This window comes from Streptomyces sp. NPDC002156, from assembly GCF_053593675.1.
The window spans coordinates 13,784-30,245 of sequence record NZ_JBSFDA010000009.1 but is presented as its reverse complement, the minus strand read 5'-3'; the positions used below and the strand labels follow the sequence as shown (position 1 = coordinate 30,245).

At 71.9% G+C, this 16,462-nt stretch carries 13 protein-coding genes and 1 pseudogene; 4 read left to right on the top strand and 10 right to left on the bottom strand.

Annotated elements, in window-relative coordinates; all coding sequences use genetic code 11:
- Positions 1-92 precede the first annotated feature (92 nt).
- Together ACWCRB_RS06580 and ACWCRB_RS06575 are read right to left on the bottom strand one after the other, a co-directional pair.
- The gene (locus tag ACWCRB_RS06580; RefSeq protein ID WP_450994973.1) at positions 93-1,403 is read right to left on the bottom strand and encodes an AI-2E family transporter; all 1,311 of its coding nucleotides are present in this window, start codon (positions 1,401-1,403) and stop codon (positions 93-95) included.
- Between the two features lie 82 nt (positions 1,404-1,485).
- Positions 1,486-1,680 carry a DUF3046 domain-containing protein gene (locus ACWCRB_RS06575; RefSeq protein ID WP_235474444.1) on the bottom strand — a complete coding sequence of 65 codons (195 nt, stop codon included), beginning with the start codon at positions 1,678-1,680 and terminating at the stop codon, positions 1,486-1,488.
- 80 nt (positions 1,681-1,760) lie between these two features.
- Here ACWCRB_RS06575 and ACWCRB_RS06570 point away from each other — a divergent pair, with 80 nt between their 5' ends.
- Positions 1,761-2,705 (top strand): hypothetical protein, encoded by a 945-nt coding sequence (locus ACWCRB_RS06570; RefSeq protein ID WP_450994972.1) that lies wholly within the window; start codon positions 1,761-1,763, stop codon positions 2,703-2,705.
- Positions 2,706-2,731: 26 nt separating this feature from the next.
- Here the strand turns inward: ACWCRB_RS06570 and ACWCRB_RS06565 are convergent, their stop codons facing one another.
- The 3 genes and pseudogenes from ACWCRB_RS06565 to ACWCRB_RS06555 form a co-directional block, all read right to left on the bottom strand.
- Positions 2,732-3,040, bottom strand: coding sequence for an AzlD domain-containing protein (locus ACWCRB_RS06565; protein WP_450994971.1), 309 nt, complete (start codon positions 3,038-3,040; stop codon positions 2,732-2,734).
- A complete protein-coding gene (locus ACWCRB_RS06560; protein ID WP_450994970.1) occupies positions 3,037-3,774 on the bottom strand; it encodes an AzlC family ABC transporter permease in 738 nt (245 codons plus the stop codon). The genes ACWCRB_RS06565 and ACWCRB_RS06560 overlap by 4 nt, the downstream gene beginning before the upstream one ends.
- Before the next feature lie 65 nt (positions 3,775-3,839).
- A pseudogene (locus ACWCRB_RS06555) lies at positions 3,840-4,637 on the bottom strand (AraC family ligand binding domain-containing protein); the annotation flags it as partial.
- 328 nt (positions 4,638-4,965) lie between these two features.
- Here ACWCRB_RS06555 and ACWCRB_RS06550 point away from each other — a divergent pair.
- The 3 genes from ACWCRB_RS06550 (at position 4,966) to ACWCRB_RS06540 (ending at position 11,525) form a co-directional block, all read left to right on the top strand.
- The gene (locus ACWCRB_RS06550) at positions 4,966-9,816 is read left to right on the top strand and encodes an ATP-dependent helicase (protein ID WP_450994969.1); all 4,851 of its coding nucleotides are present in this window, start codon (positions 4,966-4,968) and stop codon (positions 9,814-9,816) included.
- 39 nt (positions 9,817-9,855) lie between these two features.
- Positions 9,856-10,695, top strand: coding sequence for an Fpg/Nei family DNA glycosylase (locus tag ACWCRB_RS06545; RefSeq protein ID WP_450994968.1), 840 nt, complete (start codon positions 9,856-9,858; stop codon positions 10,693-10,695).
- Between the two features lie 65 nt (positions 10,696-10,760).
- Positions 10,761-11,525, top strand: coding sequence for an SDR family NAD(P)-dependent oxidoreductase (locus ACWCRB_RS06540; RefSeq protein ID WP_450994967.1), 765 nt, complete (start codon positions 10,761-10,763; stop codon positions 11,523-11,525).
- 557 nt (positions 11,526-12,082) lie between these two features.
- Here ACWCRB_RS06540 and ACWCRB_RS06535 read toward each other — a convergent pair.
- From ACWCRB_RS06535 to ACWCRB_RS06515, 5 genes are all read right to left on the bottom strand, one after another.
- A complete protein-coding gene (locus tag ACWCRB_RS06535) occupies positions 12,083-12,457 on the bottom strand; it encodes a helix-turn-helix domain-containing protein (protein WP_235474452.1) in 375 nt (124 codons plus the stop codon).
- 109 nt (positions 12,458-12,566) lie between these two features.
- Entirely contained in the window at positions 12,567-13,112 is a 546-nt protein-coding gene (locus ACWCRB_RS06530; RefSeq protein ID WP_450994966.1) for a CinA family protein, read from the bottom strand.
- Positions 13,109-13,951, bottom strand: a complete 843-nt coding sequence (gene pgsA / locus ACWCRB_RS06525; protein WP_450994965.1) for a CDP-diacylglycerol--glycerol-3-phosphate 3-phosphatidyltransferase — start codon at positions 13,949-13,951, stop codon at positions 13,109-13,111. The genes ACWCRB_RS06530 and pgsA overlap by 4 nt, the downstream gene beginning before the upstream one ends.
- Positions 13,948-15,507, bottom strand: a complete 1,560-nt coding sequence (rimO, locus tag ACWCRB_RS06520; RefSeq protein ID WP_450994964.1) for a 30S ribosomal protein S12 methylthiotransferase RimO — start codon at positions 15,505-15,507, stop codon at positions 13,948-13,950. Before rimO ends, pgsA begins: the two co-directional genes overlap by 4 nt.
- 99 nt (positions 15,508-15,606) lie before the next feature.
- Positions 15,607-16,461, bottom strand: coding sequence for a helix-turn-helix domain-containing protein (locus tag ACWCRB_RS06515; RefSeq protein ID WP_450994963.1), 855 nt, complete (start codon positions 16,459-16,461; stop codon positions 15,607-15,609).
- Position 16,462 lies beyond the last annotated feature (1 nt).

Sequence of the window (16,462 nt, the reverse complement as noted above, 5' to 3'; positions counted from 1 at the left end):
CGACCGGGCAGGACGGTGCCGAGCACCCCTGTCACACGGTTGGTGGTGGGGCTACGCGGCGTCCGTCACCGGCGCTGCGGCCCGGGCGCCGCTCACGCGGGCGCGGAGCCCTTCCCGGAGCCGGATTCCGGCGGCCCGGATTCCGGCGCCCCCGCAGAGTCCGCCGAGTCCTCGGGGCCGGCTGCCCGCCGCCCCTCCAGCAGACTCCGCACCCGGGTGACGAGGCTCGCGCCCCGGCCCCGTCCGCGGTGCCCGTGGACACGGGGGTCGTCCGTGACGTCGTACCGCTTCACGTACGCCCCCAGGAACGCCTGGAGCGTGGCGACCGCCGGGATGGCGATCAGCGCGCCGACGGCGCCGAGGAGCGCGGTGCCGGCGACGACCGAGCCGAAGGCGACCGCGGGGTGGATGTCGACGGTCTTCGCGGTCAGCTTGGGCTGCAGCACGTAGTTCTCGAACTGCTGGTAGACCACGACGAAGACCAGCACCCACAGCGCGTACCAGGGATCGACGGTGAACGCGATCAGCATCGGCAGGGCGCCCGCGAGATAGGTGCCGATGGTCGGGAGGAACTGCGAGACGAGCCCCACCCAGACGGCCAGCACGGGCGCGTACGGCACGTCCAGGAACTCCAGCAGGACGTAGTGGGCCACCCCGGAGATGAGCGCCATCAGACCGCGCGAGTACAGATAGCCGCCGGTCTTGTCGACGGCGATCTCCCAGGCGCGCAGGACCTCGGCCTGTCGGGCGGGCGGCAGTACGGAGCACAGCGCGCGGCGCAGTCTCGGCCCGTCGGCGGCGAAGTAGAACGAGAACAGGGTGATCGTCAGCAGCTGGAAGAGACCGCCGAGGACCTGGGCGGAGACGTCCAGGACGCCGGTGGCGCTGTTCTGGACGTAACTGCGCAGCCAGTCGGAGCGGAGCAGCCCCTCCTGGACGTCCACGCGCTTCAGGTCGGTGTTGAAGTGCGCGTTGATCCAGCTGATGACGGAGTCGAGATAGGCCGGGAAGTCCTCGACGATCTTGATGATCTGGCCCGCGAGCATGGAGCCGAGCAGGGTGATGAATCCGGCGATGGCGATGAGCAGGCCGATGAAGACCAGGAAGGTGGCCAGGCCCCGGCGCATCCCGCGCGCGGCCATCCGGCTCACCGCGGGTTCGATCGCGAGCGCGGCGAAGAACGCGATGAGGACGTTGATCAACAGGCCCGTGAGCTGGTGGAAGGCCCAACTGCCCAGCTGGAACAGGCCGACGAGGGCGAGGGCCAGCATCATGGCGCGCGGCAGCCAGCGCGGCATGCGCGCGCCCTGCCCGGCGGCGTTCCCGGCCGGGGGTGTGGGCGGCGTCGTGCCGAACGGGGACGCCTGCTGTCCGAGCTGCCCGGTCTCGTCTGTGGATGCCACGGAGCAAGTCTCGCCCACGCCGCCGACAATCGGTCGCCGCCCTACGATCTTCGCGGCCGACCGACGTCGTTTCAGTGCGATTTCACCGGTTTTCCGCCGGAACGTTCATGGCCGTGCACACCACACGCCACACGTCCTTCGCCTCCCAGCCGGCGTCCAAGGCCTCGTGGACGGTCCGTCCGCCTAGTTCCGTCATCACGTGATCGCGCGCGAAGGTGTCGGCGTACCCCGAGCCGAAGTGATCCGCCATCCGCTGCCAGAAGACCGTCAACCGCATGACGTCAGTATCCCGCCCCTGAGGGTGGGCCCGTGCCGGGACCGCTCACCGGGACCGCTTCGCGCCCTACGGTCAGACGCATGGCCGAAACAGGAGCAGCCCCACTCCCCCCGACGCCCCCGGCGCGTTCCCCGCTCTTCCGCGCCGAGCACTTCGTGTGGCTCACCGCGCGCGTGCTGGAACAGCGCCGCTTCGCGTATCACTTCCTGAACGGGGGCGCCGACGCGGTGGAGACCGCGCTGGACGCCTACCGCAACGAGGACGGCGGATACGGCCACGCGCTGGAACCCGATCTGCGCGGCCCCGTCAGCCAGCCCCTGCACACCGGGCACGCGCTGCGGGTCCTGGACGCCATCGGGCGCTGCGGCGGGCAGCGGGTGGAGCGCGTGTGCCGCTATCTGACCTCCGTCTCCACGCCGGACGGCGCGCTGCCGGCGGTCCATCCCAGCCAGCGCGGCTATCCGGCGGCGCCGTTCGTGCAGGTCGTGGCCGAACCGCCGAGCGAACTCCTCGCCACCGGCCCGGTGGTGGGCCTGCTGCACCGCAACGAGGTGTGGCACGCCTGGCTGTTCCGGGCCACGGACTTCTGCTGGCAGGCGGTCGCGTCGCTGGAGAAGTCCCATCCGTACGAGGTGCAGGCCGCCGTGGCCTTCCTGGACTCGGTTCCGGACCGCTCACGCGCACAGGCGGCGGCCGACCGGCTGGGCCGCCTGGTACGCGAGCACCGGCTCGTGGCCCTCGACCCGGAGCGCGTCGACGCCCACCCGGTGGCGCCCGGCTACGCGGCGGGCGAGCACCACTTCCCGTACGACTACGCGAGGACGCCGGGCTCCCTCGCGCGCGCGTGGTTCACGGACGAGGAGATGACCCGTTCCCTGGACTTCCTCGCAGGCGAGCAGCGCGAGGACGGCGGCTGGCCCGTCCGCCGGCGCACGTGGGCACCGGGCACCGCCCTGGAGGCACGCCCCATGGCGACGGTCGAGGCACTGCGCACCCTGAAGGCGTACGGCCGCCCAGTCGGCTGAACCGAGAACGCGCAAGCGGCCGACACTCAGCCGGTCATCGCCCGGACCCCCGCCGTCACCACCACGGCCGCCGCGACGACGAGCAGGAAGGGAGCACGCAGCACCAGCGCCACGGCGGCTGCGGCGAGCCCTGCGGCCTTCGCGTCCAGGACGAGCACCCGCCCGTCGGCGAAGGCCTGCTGGGCCGTGAGAGCGGCGAGGAGGGCAACGGGCAGCAGGGCGGCCAGCCGCCTGACGAGCGGACGTTCCAGGACACCGGCAGGCACGAGGAGCCCGACGAGCTTGACGATGTAACAGCCAAGAGCCGTCACGCCGATCGCGATCCAGACGTTCAACGGTCCTCACCCTTCCCGTCCCACGCCCCACGACGACCCTGTACGTACAGCACGGCGGGCGCCGCGAGCGCGGCCACCAGAACCGGCACACCGCCCGGCAGCACGGGCAGCAGCCCAAGCCCCAGCACCACGGCCAGGCCCGCGACAGCACGCTCCACACCGGACTTCAGCATCGGTGCGAGCAGCGCCAGGAAGACGGCAGGCCCGGCGGCGTCCAGACCCCAGGCGTCGGTGTCCCCGATGGCCTCGGCCCCCAGCCCGCCGAGCAGGGTCGTGAGGTTCCACAGCACGTACAGGGTGAGCCCGGTGACGGCGAACCCGATACGGGCACTGCGCCGCGTGGGCTGCGCCAGGGCGACCACCGTGGTCTCGTCGATGACCCATTGGGCGGCGAACGGACGCACCGCGCGCGGGAGGGCCAGCAACTGCGACAGCCGCAGCCCGTAGAAGGCGTTGCGCACTCCCAGGAAGAAGGCGCCCGCCGCTGCCGTGAGCGGATTGCCGCCGGCCGCGAGCGCGCCGACGAGCGCGAACTGGGAGGCCCCGGTGAACACCAGGAGGCTGAGCGCGCAGGTCTGCAGCAGCGTGAGCCCGCTGCCGACCGAGGTCACCCCGAAGGCGAAACCGGACAGTCCGACGGCGACCCCGACTCCGAGGGCGTCTCGTACGACGGCGGCGTCCGGTTTGCCTCCGTCGTCGGTACGTGTGTCTGCGAGAGCTGTCTGTTCTGCCACCCGTCGGACGATAGGAGCAGCTGCCCCGACGGGTCTTGTACGTTCTTGCGCTCACGCTGGTACGCCCCGGGAGGCACGCCCACGATCCGGGCGAAGTGCCGGTTGAGATGTGGCTGATCAGTAAACCCGACCGCAACAGCCACGTCGGCGGGCGCGGTACCCGCGTCCAGCAGCCGCCGAGCCCGCCGCACCCGCGCGTCCGTCAGCCAGGCGTGCGGCGGCAACCCATATGTGTCCCGGAATGCCCGGAGCAGCGCGAAGGGGCTGGTACCCAGATCCTTGGCAAGCCTCTCCAGGGTCGGCGGCTCGGCCATCGTCTCCTCCAGCACAGCACGCGCGCGTGCCGCGATCCGCCCACCCGCCGTACGCACCGCCCGCTCCTGAAGGACCCCGCCGTTGAGCCGGAGCAACCGGGTCACCGCGACCCGCAGCAACGTGTCGGCGGCCAACGCGTTGCCCTCCTCGGCCGCACGCAGCACCTCATGAACAAGAGTGACCGAGTACGGATCATCGAACACGGGAGCGACAAATCCAGGCGTCCTCCGAATCGCCGTGGTCTCCGCAGCGATCTCCGCGACCACCTCGGGCGCCGGGTAGACAGCCCCGTACCGCCACCCCTCGGGAACCCCCGCACGCCCCGTGTGCGGCGTATCGGGATTGACCAGAGCGAGCGCCCCCGACCCCGCGTACTGATCGACCCCCCGATGACGGAAGACCTCCACCCCTTCGGTGATGGCGGCGATGACGAAGTTCTCATGGGTGTGCCGAACAAAGGTCTTCTGGATGTACCGAGCACGCAGAAGATCGACACCAGGCAACTCCACGTACTGCCAGTGCCGAGCCAGCTCCCCCGAACCTGCCATACCTACATTCTCCCCGAGGGCGACCGAGCCGCCGAGGCGCGCCCCACACACCCGCAGCCGCGTACGGCGAGCAGGGGACGTGTCGGGGGGTGTCCGCCCGCAGCGGCGGGCGTCCATCACCGAGCACATCCAAATCAGGCAGCACCGCCCGACCGAGGACGGACACCCCCCGGCGCGGCCCCGACCCACCACCCAACCGAAGGCGCGACCACCGACCGGGAGTCGGCACACAACCGCACCCACAGACCACCGCACCGCACCTGCCCCACCGCCGGAGGCAAACCCGCAGGTCAGCCCGATTGTCAGTGCCGAGGTGCAGGATGTACGCATGGTCAGCTCCACGCACCGAGCCCTGGACGGCTTCTCCCCCGCGACCCGCGGCTGGTTCACGGGGGCCTTCTCCGCGCCCACCGCGGCCCAGGCGGGCGCGTGGCAGGCCATCGGCGAGGGCTCGGACGTACTGGTGGTGGCCCCGACCGGCTCCGGCAAGACCCTGGCCGCGTTCCTGGCCGCACTGGACCAGCTCACCTCGACGCCCCCGCCGGCCGACCCCCACAAACGCTGCCGCGTGCTCTATGTGTCACCGCTCAAGGCCCTCGCGGTCGACGTGGAACGCAACCTGCGCAGCCCCCTCACGGGCATCCGCCAGGAATCCGTACGTCTGGGCCTGCCCGAGCCCGAGGTCAAGGTGGGCATCCGCTCCGGCGACACCCCGCCCGCCGAGCGCCGCGCCCTGGCCACCCGGCCGCCGGACATCCTGATCACCACCCCGGAGTCGCTGTTCCTGATGCTCACGTCGGCCACGCGCGACGCGCTGACGGGCGTGGAGACGGTGATCCTGGACGAGGTGCACGCGGTCGCGGGCACCAAGCGCGGCGCGCATCTCGCGCTTTCCCTGGAGCGGCTGGACGAGCTGCTGCCGAGGCCCGCCCGGCGCATCGGCCTCTCCGCGACCGTCCGCCCGGTCGACGAGATCGCGCGTTACCTCTCCCCCCAGCGCAAGGTGGAGATCGTCCAGCCCAAGTCCGGCAAGGAGTTCGACCTCTCGGTCGTCGTCCCCGTGGAGGACCTGGGCGAGCTGGGCGGCTCCCCGGTCGCCGACGGGAACGACGGCGCCGAACGCCCGTCCATCTGGCCGCACGTCGAGGAGCGGATCGCCGATCTCGTCCAGGCACACCGCTCGACGATCGTGTTCGCCAACTCCCGCCGCCTCGCGGAGCGCCTGTGCAACCGGCTCAACGAGATCGCGTACGAGCGGGCCACCGGTGAGCCCCTCGCCGAGCACCACGCGCCCGCGGAGCTGATGGGCGGCTCGGGCGCGGCCCAGGGCGCACCGCCGGTCATCGCCCGGGCCCACCACGGCTCGGTCTCCAAGGAACAGCGCGCACTGGTCGAGGAGGACCTCAAGGCGGGCCGACTGCCCGCCGTGGTGGCCACCTCCAGCCTCGAACTGGGCATCGACATGGGCGCCGTGGACCTGGTCATCCAGGTCGAGTCACCCCCGTCCGTGGCCTCCGGACTGCAGCGCGTCGGCCGCGCCGGACACCAGGTGGGAGCGGTCTCCACCGGCGTCGTCTTCCCCAAGTACCGAGGGGACCTCGTCCAGGCGGCCGTGGTCACCGAGCGCATGCGCACCGGTTCCATCGAGTCCCTGCGGGTCCCCGCCAACCCCCTGGACGTCCTCGCCCAGCAACTCGTCGCGATGGTGGCGCTGGACACGTGGCAGGTCGACGACCTGCTGGCCACGGTCCGCCGCGCGGCCCCCTTCGCCGCCCTCCCGGAGTCGGCGTTCACCGCGGTCCTGGACATGCTCGCGGGCCGCTATCCGTCCGACGCGTTCGCGGAGCTGCGCCCGCGCGTGGTGTGGGACCGCGTCGTCGGCACGGTGACCGGCCGCCCGGGCGCACAGCGCCTCGCCGTCACCTCCGGGGGCACGATTCCCGACCGCGGGCTCTTCGGGGTCTTCCTCGCCGGTGCCGACCCCAAGAAGGGCGGCGGCCGGGTCGGCGAGCTGGACGAGGAGATGGTGTACGAGTCCCGAGTGGGCGACGTCTTCACGCTCGGTACGAGTTCCTGGCGCATCGAGGACATCACCCGGGACCGCGTCCTGGTGTCCCCCGCTCCCGGGGTCCCCGGCCGTCTCCCCTTCTGGAAGGGCGACCAGCTGGGCCGCCCGCTGGAGCTGGGCCGCGCGGTGGGCGCGTTCCTGCGCGAGGTCGGCTCACTGCCCGAGGAGGCCGCCCGCAGCCGCCTGCTCGCCGCCGGACTCGACACCTGGGCCGCGGGCAACGTCCTGTCCTACCTGGCCGAACAGCGCGAGGCCTGCGGCCACATCCCGGACGACCGGACCATCGTCGTGGAGCAGTTCCGCGACGAACTCGGCGACTGGCGGGTCGTCGTCCACTCGCCCTTCGGCGCCCAGGTCCACGCCCCGTGGGCACTCGCGCTGGGCGCCAAGCTCTCCGAGCGGTACGGCATGGACGCCCAGGTCATGCACGCCGACGACGGCATCGTGCTGCGCCTGCCGGACGCCGATCTGATGAGCCTGGACCTGCTCGACCAGGAACCGATGAAGTCCGGCACGGAGTACGACGCGGAGCAGGCCCCCGTGGGCGCGGCGGACGTGACCTTCGACAAGGGCGAGGTCGACCGGATCGTCACCGACGAGGTGGGCGGCTCGGCCCTGTTCGCGGCCCGCTTCCGCGAGTGCGCCGCGCGCGCCCTGCTGCTCCCCCGGCGCAGCCCCGGCAAGCGCACCCCACTGTGGCAGCAGCGCCAGCGGGCCTCCCAACTGCTCCAGGTGGCAAGCGAGTTCGGTTCGTTCCCCATCGTCCTCGAAGCGGTCCGCGAATGCCTCCAGGACGTCTTCGACGTGCCCGGGCTCGTCGAGCTGATGGGCGACATCGAGTCCCGCAAGGTCCGCCTGGTCGAGGTCACCACCCCGGAGCCCTCCCCCTTCGCCCGTTCCCTCCTCTTCGGGTACGTCGCCCAGTTCCTGTACGAGGGCGACTCCCCGCTGGCCGAGCGGCGCGCCGCCGCCCTGTCGCTGGACTCGCGGCTGCTGGCCGAGCTGCTGGGCCAGGCGGAGCTGCGCGAGCTGCTGGACGCGGAGGTGCTGACGGAGCTGGAGCGGGAACTCCAGTGGCTCACCGAGGACCGACGCGTGAAGGACGCCGAAGGCGTCGCGGACCTGCTGCGCATGCTGGGCCCGCTCACCGATGCCGAACTGGCCGAGCGCGGCGCCGACCCGCAGTGGGCCCCGGAGCTGGCCGGCGCCCGCCGCGCGATCCGGGTCCGCATCGGCGGCGCCGACCACTGGGCGGCGATCGAGGACGCGGGCCGGCTGCGGGACGCACTCGGTACGGCACTGCCGGTCGGCGTCCCGGAGGCCTTCACCGAGCCGGTCAAGGATCCGCTCGGCGACCTCCTCGCCCGGCACGCCCGCACCCACGGCCCGTTCACCTCGGCCACGGCGGCGGCCAGGTTCGGCCTGGGCGTGGCGGTCACCGAGGGCGCGCTCCAGCGGCTGGCGGCGAACGGCCGTGTCGTACAGGGGGAGTTCCACCCGGCGGGCATCGGCCAGGAGTGGTGCGACGCGACGGTCCTGCGCCGCCTGCGACGCCGTTCACTGGCCGCCCTGCGGCACGAACTGGAACCGGTGCCGCCCGCGGCGCTCGCGCAGTTCCTGCCGCAGTGGCAGCACATCGGGAAGGGCCACGGGCTGCGCGGCATCGACGGACTGGTGCGGGCGGTCGAGCAGTTGCAGGGCGCATCCGTGCCGGCGTCCGCCCTGGAGAAGCTGGTCCTGCCGTCCCGGGTGGCGAACTACGCCCCGGCGATGCTCGACGAACTCACGGCAGCCGGGGAGATCGTCTGGGCCGGAGCGGGCTCGCTCCCCGGCAAGGACGGCTGGGTGTCCCTGTACCTCGCGGACGCGGCCCCGCTGCTCCTGCCTCCGCCCCACCCCCTGGAACCCACCGCACCCCACCAGTCCGTCCTCGACACCCTCACCGGGGGCTACGGGCTCTTCTTCCGCCAGATCGCCGACCAGGTCCGCGCCACCACGCACCCGGACGCCACGGACCCCCAACTGGCCGACGCCGTCTGGGACCTGGCCTGGTCGGGCCGGCTCACGAACGACACGCTCGCCCCGATGCGCTCCCTCCTCGGCTCGGGCCGCACGGCGGGCTCGACGGCACACCGGGCGAAACGCGCCGTCCCACGCGGCCGGTACGGCTCACTGACGGCCGCCGCACGCCCCGCCTCACGCACCGGCCCCCCGACCGTGGCGGGCCGCTGGTCCCTGCTCCCCGCCCATGAACCCGACCTCACCGTCCGCGCCCACGCCCTGGCCCGCACCCTGCTCGACCGCCACGGCGTGGTGACCCGGGGAGCCGTCGCCGCAGAAGGCGTGGAGGGCGGCTTCTCGGCCGTGTACCGCATCCTCTCCGCCTTCGAGGACAGCGGTCAGGCCCGTCGCGGCTACGTGGTGGAGGGCCTCGGCGCCGCCCAGTTCGCCATGGACGGCGCGGTGGACCGCCTCCGAGCGACAGCGAACGCCCGAGACCGCGGCGACTACCGGCCCACCCCCAGCTCCGGCACGACCGACGCACACGACGCCGCCACCCCCGCAGACCACGCCTTCGTAGAAGACCTCGACTTCGACTTCGGGCCCGATTCCCCCAGCACCCCCACCGCCCGGAACACCCGCGCCTCCGCCCACGGTTTCGCCGAGACCGCCCTGCCCCGCCCCTACTCCCCCGGCTCCTCACCCACCTCCTCCGGAGCCACCCGTGCCGTAGTACTCGCAGCCGCAGATCCGGCGAACGCGTACGGCGCCGCGCTCCCCTGGCCCGAGCCCCCGACCGGCGCCGGTCACAAGGCGGGCCGCAAGGCCGGTTCGCTGGTGGTCCTGGTCGACGGAGAGCTGACGCTCTACATGGAACGCGGCGGCAAAACACTGCTGGCCTGGCCCTCCGAACCGGACGTCCACCCCACAGAGGACCCCCGTCTGCGCGCGGCGGCGGAAGCCCTGGCCGCAGCGGCCCGCGCAGGCTCCCTCGGCACGGTCACGGTGGAGCGGGTCAACGGCGCCGCAGCCCTGACCTCCCCCTTCGGCACGCTGCTGGAAGGAGCGGGCTTCATCGCGACCCCGCGTGGCCTGCGCCTACGCGCATGATCAACCAAAGCCCCCACCCCGACATGCCACCCTGGTCCCATGCCCGAAGGTGACACTGTCTGGCAGGCCGCGACGAGACTGCACACCGCGCTCGCCGGGAAGGTGCTGACCCGCTCCGACCTCCGCGTGCCCAAGTACGCCATTGCCGACCTCACCGGCCGCACCGTCCTGGAGGTCACCCCGCGCGGCAAGCACCTCCTCACCCGTGTCGAGGGCGGCCTGACCCTCCACTCGCATCTGCGGATGGACGGCTCCTGGAAGGTGTACGAGAACGGCAGTCGCTGGAGCGGCGGCCCCTCGCACCAGATCCGGGCGATCCTCGGCACCGCGGACCGCACCGCCGTCGGCTACCGCCTTCCCGTACTCGAACTCCTCCGCACCACCGACGAACACCGCGCCGTCGGCCACCTCGGCCCCGACCTTCTGGGCCCCGACTGGGACCCCGACCAGGCCCTCGCCAACCTCCTCGCGGCCCCCGCCCGCCCCCTCGGCGAGGCCCTGCTCGACCAGCGCAATCTCGCCGGCATCGGCAACGTCTACAAGAGCGAGCTGTGCTTCCTCCTGGGCGTCACCCCATGGCTCCCCCTCGGCGACCTGCCCGCCGACCGCACCTCGAAGCTGCCCGCGCTCGCGAAGAAACTCCTCGAAGCCAACCGGGACCGCCCGGTCCGCAGTACGACGGGCCTGCGCGGCCAGGACCTCTTCGTGTACGGCCGCGCACCCCGCCCCTGTCTGCGCTGCCGCACCCCGATCCGCGTCGCCGACCAGGGCGACGGCTCCCGCGAACGCCCTACCTACTGGTGCCCGACCTGCCAACCGGGCCCGGCCCCAGCCCCCGGCACCGCGCGAGCCCGGCGCAAGTCACCCCCGTACAACTGACCCGTACACCTGACACCACACACAACTAGTTGACGACCCGTCAGAAACCCTCGTACCGTCCCAGCATGCCCGTACAGGCGTACGACCTCACCGGACGCACCGCATTCGTCACCGGGGCCGCCAGCGGCATCGGACGCGCATCCGCCGTACTGCTCGCCGAAGCGGGCGCCATGGTGCACTGCGCCGACCGGGACGCGCAGGGGCTGCACGAGACGGCGACCCTGATCAAGGGCATGGGCGGCACGGCCCGTACCCACCACCTGGACGTCACCGACCGGGCCCAGGTCCGGCAGGCCGTGGCCGCGTGCGAGCAACTGGACGTCATGGCGGCGGTCGCCGGGATCATGCACAGCAGCCCCGTACTGGAGACCCGCGACGAGGATCTGGACCGGGTCCTGGGCGTCAACTTCAAGGGCGTGCTGTACGCCTGCCAGGAGGCGGCCCGCCTGATGATCGCCCGGAACACCAGGGGCAGCATCGTCACCATGGCCTCGGGCGCCGTCGACACCGGCAACCCCGGCCTGCTCTGCTACGGCGTGGCGAAGGCGGCGGTCGTCCAGCTGACGAAGACGCTGGCCGCCGAGATCGGACGCCACGGCATCCGCGTCAACGCCGTCGCGCCCGGCTGGATCCGTACGCCGATGACCGACCGCCACGACGGCGAGGCACAGGCGCACACCGAGGCGCTGATGTCCCGGATGGCCCCGCTGGGCCGGGTCGGCGAACCGGAGGAGGTCGCCCACGCGGTGCTGCACCTGGCGTCCGACGCGTCGGCGTTCACGACGGGCCAGATCCTCCGCCCGAATGGCGGCGTAGCGATGCCGTGGTAGAACCGGCTTCCCCACCGGCGCTCCGGCCGACACCCCCGTCAGCCCGCCCCGCAATCGCCACTGCGACACCCGCGGCCCCCGCCCCGCGCACCGCCCGCCCCACCCGCGCCTTCGGCACACAGTGCACCGGCAACAGACTCAGCCCCCACCCCCCGGCCGCGACCGCCCCCTCCAGCACCCCCGCCCCGGGTGCCAGCGCGAGCCGCAGTACGGCCCACCACCACACGGCACCGAGCCCCAGCAGCGCCCCCCAGCGAACTATCCGCACCGCCATGGCTCACCTCCAGCCTCACGCTAGAACGCCACGCTCACCCGCAAACAGGGCGCATCACCGGCACAGAGGCGCACCGCAATCCCAGCCGCGACAGTCCGGGACCCCGGACGCGCCCGCCTCCTCCCCACCATGACGGCCCCACGACACACCGGCAAACGCACCCATGTGGACAGCCCCCGAGAGTCCGCACAACGCGAAAACCCCGACCGCGCTCTCCCGGGTCTCCCCGGAGAAACCCCGGCCGGGGCTCTCACACACTCACTGGTCGTGCTGTTCGTGCACCTCAGGCGGCGACGACATCCACCGCCTCGGCGGGCGCCTTGATGGTCACCCGTTCCGGTGGCACACCGGCCACCGAGACGGAACCGAGCATTGGACGCACCGGCGTGGGTACAGGCTCGTTGGCCGCAGCAGACTGGGCCAGCTCGGCGAGGGCGAGCTCATCGCTCACTTCCCGCATGAGCTCGGACATCCGTACGTCCAGCGCGTCGCAGATCGCGGACAGCAGCTCGGAGGATGCCTCCTTCTGCCCCCGCTCCACCTCGGAGAGATAGCCGAGTGAGACTCGGGCGGACGAGGAGACTTCGCGCAGAGTACGGCCCTGGCGCTGGCGCTGCCGACGCAGCACGTCACCCAACAGGCGACGGAGCAGAATCATCGGTGGCTCCCTCCTCGGACCGTGTAGCCGCATCCTTCACGCCCCACCGTACCGCCTTGCGCCGCGGCCGTGCGGGGAGCGATGTCGTGTTCACTCAGGGCTGCAAACATCAGGTCCCCCCGTTCTGTTCCGTATCCTGTGCCCGCTCGTTCCCGGTCTGTTCGCCCGCAATCCCCTCCAGGAGGAGTGCGAGTACGCTCCGTACACTCTCCATACGAATTTCCGCCCGGGAGCCGTTCAACCGCAGGGACGCCACTTTTCCGCCACCTTCGGCGCCGGAGTCCGCTCCGAAAGGGCCGTCCACGGCCACGAAAACCGTCCCGACGGGCTGCCCGTCCTGAGGTTCCGGGCCGGCCACACCGGTCGTCGCGATGCCCCAGTCGGCGCCGAGAACCCTGCGGACTCCGGCCGCCATCTGGGCCGCGACCTGCGGATCCACCGCTCCTCGGGTGGCCAGCAGGGTGGCGTCGACATCGAGCACCCGGTGCTTCAGTTCGGTCGCGTACGCCGTCACCGCGCCCCGGAACGCCTTGGAGGCTCCGGGCACCGATGTGATCTCCGCCGCAACGAGACCGCCCGTGAGGGACTCCGCGACAGCGAGCGTCTCACCCCTCACCGTCAGTAGTCTCACCACGTCGGCGGCCACGGAACTCACCGTTCCGCCTCCACCGACGCGGCCTCGCGCTCGGCGATTCCCTGCCTGCGCAGCACAATGGCCTGTCTTACATAGTCGAGCCCGGTCACCACGGTCAGCACGACCGCCGCGGCCATCACCCAGAACCTCAGTGTCGCCAGCGGACCCGTCAGCGCCAGGACGTACATCCCGACGGCCACGCCCTGCGTGAGCGTCTTGACCTTGCCGCCGCGGCTCGCGGGGATCACCCCGTACCGGATCACGACGAAGCGCAGCAGGGTGATCCCGAGTTCACGCCCGAGGATCACACCGGTCACCCACCACGGCAGATCACCGAGCGCGGAGAGACAGATCAGCGCCGCGCCCATGATCGCCTTGTCGGCGATGGGGTCGGCGATCTTCCCGAAGTCGGTGACGAGGTCGTACGTACGTGCCAGATGGCCGTCGAAGATGTCGGTGATCATGGCGACGGCGAAGGCCGCCCAGGCGAGCGAGCGCCACGCCGGGTCGTACCCACCGTCGGCCAGCATCAGGGCGACGAAGCCCGGCACAAGGAGCAGCCGGATCATCGTAAGAATGTTCGCGATGTTCCAGAGGCTGGCCTGATTGACGGCCGCGGCGCCCAGCTTCCCGCCGCGCACTGCCTTCACACCCCCCTGAGCACCGGAATCCCCGGAGTCGAGGGAGGGCGCCCCTGCCGCCGCAGGGCCGACAGCGGACCCGACGGGCCCAGAGGCGACCGAGGAACCGGAGACCCCGGTGGCACCCAACGCGCCCGGCACACCCACCGCTCCCGGCACGCCCTTGGCGTTCCGCGCGCTGGAGGAGCCGCCCGCTGCGGATGCCGGGACTCCGGTCATCTGGCCGCCTCCTCTGACTCCGAACACGCGAGCGAGCCGAGCGAGCCCGGGAGCAGCTCGGCCACCAGGTCGACACCTTCCGTACCGACCACCTTGGCCTCGACGATACGGCCGACGCTCAGGCCTTCGCCGCCCGTGAGGCCCTCGAAGTCCGCGAAGTTGGTGAACAGCACCTGGCCGTCCGTCTCCGGCGCCTGGTGCTCACCACGGCCGTACGCGCCCTCCTCGCCGCCGACCGATTCGACCAGCACCCGCAAGGTCTCGCCGACGCGCTCCTCGGCGCGCTGCGAGACCAGCTCCTCGGCCAGCCGGGAGACCCGGGCGAGCCGAGCCGCGACGACGTCCTCGTCCAGCTTGTTCTCGTACGTCGCCGCTTCCGTGCCGTCCTCGTCGGAGTAGCCGAAGACACCGATGGCGTCCAGGCGCGCGTTGTTCAGGAACCGCTCCAGCTCCGCCAGGTCGGCCTCGGTCTCACCGGGGAAGCCCACGATGAAGTTGGACCGCACGCCGGCCTGCGGGGCCTTGCTCCGGATGGTGTCGAGCAGCTCCAGGAAACGGTCGGTGTCACCGAAGCGCCGCATCGCGCGCAGCACGTCGGGCGCGGAGTGCTGGAAGGAGAGGTCGAAGTAGGGGGCGATCTTCGGGGTCGAGGTCAGTACGTCGATGAGCCCCGGGCGCATCTCGGCGGGCTGGAGGTAGCTCACGCGCACGCGCTCGATGCCGTCGACGTCCGCCAGCTCGGGCAGCAGCGACTCCAGGAGACGGATGTCGCCCAGGTCCTTGCCGTACGAGGTGTTGTTCTCGGAGACGAGCATGACCTCCTTGACGCCCTGCTCGGCGAGCCACCTGGTCTCGTTCAGCACGTCGCTCGGGCGGCGCGAGATGAAGGAGCCGCGGAAGGACGGGATGGCGCAGAAGGAGCAGCGCCGGTCGCAGCCGGAGGCGAGCTTCACCGAGGCGACGGGCGCGCCGTCGAGCCGCCGGCGCAGCGGCGCACGCGGTCCGGAGACCGGGGCGACACCTTCGGGAAGGTCGGCGGGGGCCTCGACGGGCTCCACCGGTGCGGCGTCAGCGTCCGTGGCTGTGCCGTGCCCCGGAAGAGCGACCCCCGCACCCGCGCTCTGCCGCGCCGCCGGGCTGATCGGCAGCAGCTTGCGCCGGTCGCGCGGGGTGTGCGAGGCGTGGATGCCGCCGTTCAGGATGGTCTGCAGGCGGTCGGAGATGTCGGCGTAGTCGTCGAAGCCGAGCACGCCGTCGGCCTCGGGGAGGGCCTCGGCGAGTTCCTTGCCGTACCGCTCGGCCATGCAGCCCACCGCCACGACGGCCTGGGTTCTGCCGTGCCCCTTGAGGTCGTTGGCCTCCAGGAGGGCGTCGACGGAGTCCTTCTTGGCGGCCTCGACGAAGCCACAGGTGTTGACGACAGCGACGTCCGCGTCCTCGGCGTCCTCCACGAGTTGCCAGCCGTCCGCCTCCAAGCGGCCTGCGAGCTCCTCCGAGTCCACCTCGTTACGGGCGCAGCCAAGGGTGACGAGTGCGACGGTACGGCGTTCAGGCATGGGCTCAAGACTACTTCGTCCCACTGACACCCCACGTCGACGGGGCTGGCCCCGTCTGGGCCAGCCCCGTACCTGTGAACCGTGTAAGCGCGCTGTCGCTCAGCCGACCTCGGGGTCGCCCTTCGTGTAGGTGAGCCGCTCGACGGCTCCCGGCTGGAACTCGTCCTCGATCTTCTTGCCGTTCACGTACAGCTGGATCGCGCCCGCGTCGCCCAGGACGAGGTTGATCTCCTCGTTGTCCTGGAAGGTCTGGGACTGACCCTGCTTGAGCAGGCCGTCGAAGAGCAGCCGGCCGTTGTGGTCCTTGGCGGAGATCCAGCTGCGCCCGTCCGCGGCGCTCACCTGGACGGTCACCTTGTCGCGCGGGGCCGCCGCGATCGCGCTGTCCGACGGGTCCGGTTTCGGGTCGGCGGGCTTGTCCTTCTTGGGTGTGGGCGAGGCCGATTGGCTGGCCGTGGGCGTGGTGCCCTCGGCGACGCCTGCCTGCGTGCCCTCGTTGTCGTCGCCCCCGTTGACCAGGGTGAAGCCGACGAAGCCGATCACGGCGACGATCGCGGCGACCATCGCCGCGGTCCAGTTCGGACCGCGCCGCTCGGGGCGGATGCGTTCCGCCTCGAACAGGGGTGCGGCCGGGGTCGGCGCCGGACGCCCGCCGCGGGCGTCGGCGAACTCCGCGAGCAGCGGTTCGGGATCGAGGTGGACGGCGCGAGCGAGAGTTCGGATGTGCCCGCGCGCGTAGACGTCTCCGCCGCAGGCGTCGAAGTCGTCCTGTTCGATCGCGTGCACGATGGCGATCCGGACCCGGGTGGCGGAGCTGACGTCGTCGACGGTCAGCCCGGCCGCGATACGGGCCTGCTGGAGGGCGCGACCGATCGAGGGGCGGGCTGCTTCCTCGCGGTCGTCGCGGTCTTCTTCGAACGGACGCTCGCCTTGTGGAGAGTTGCCGATGGACACG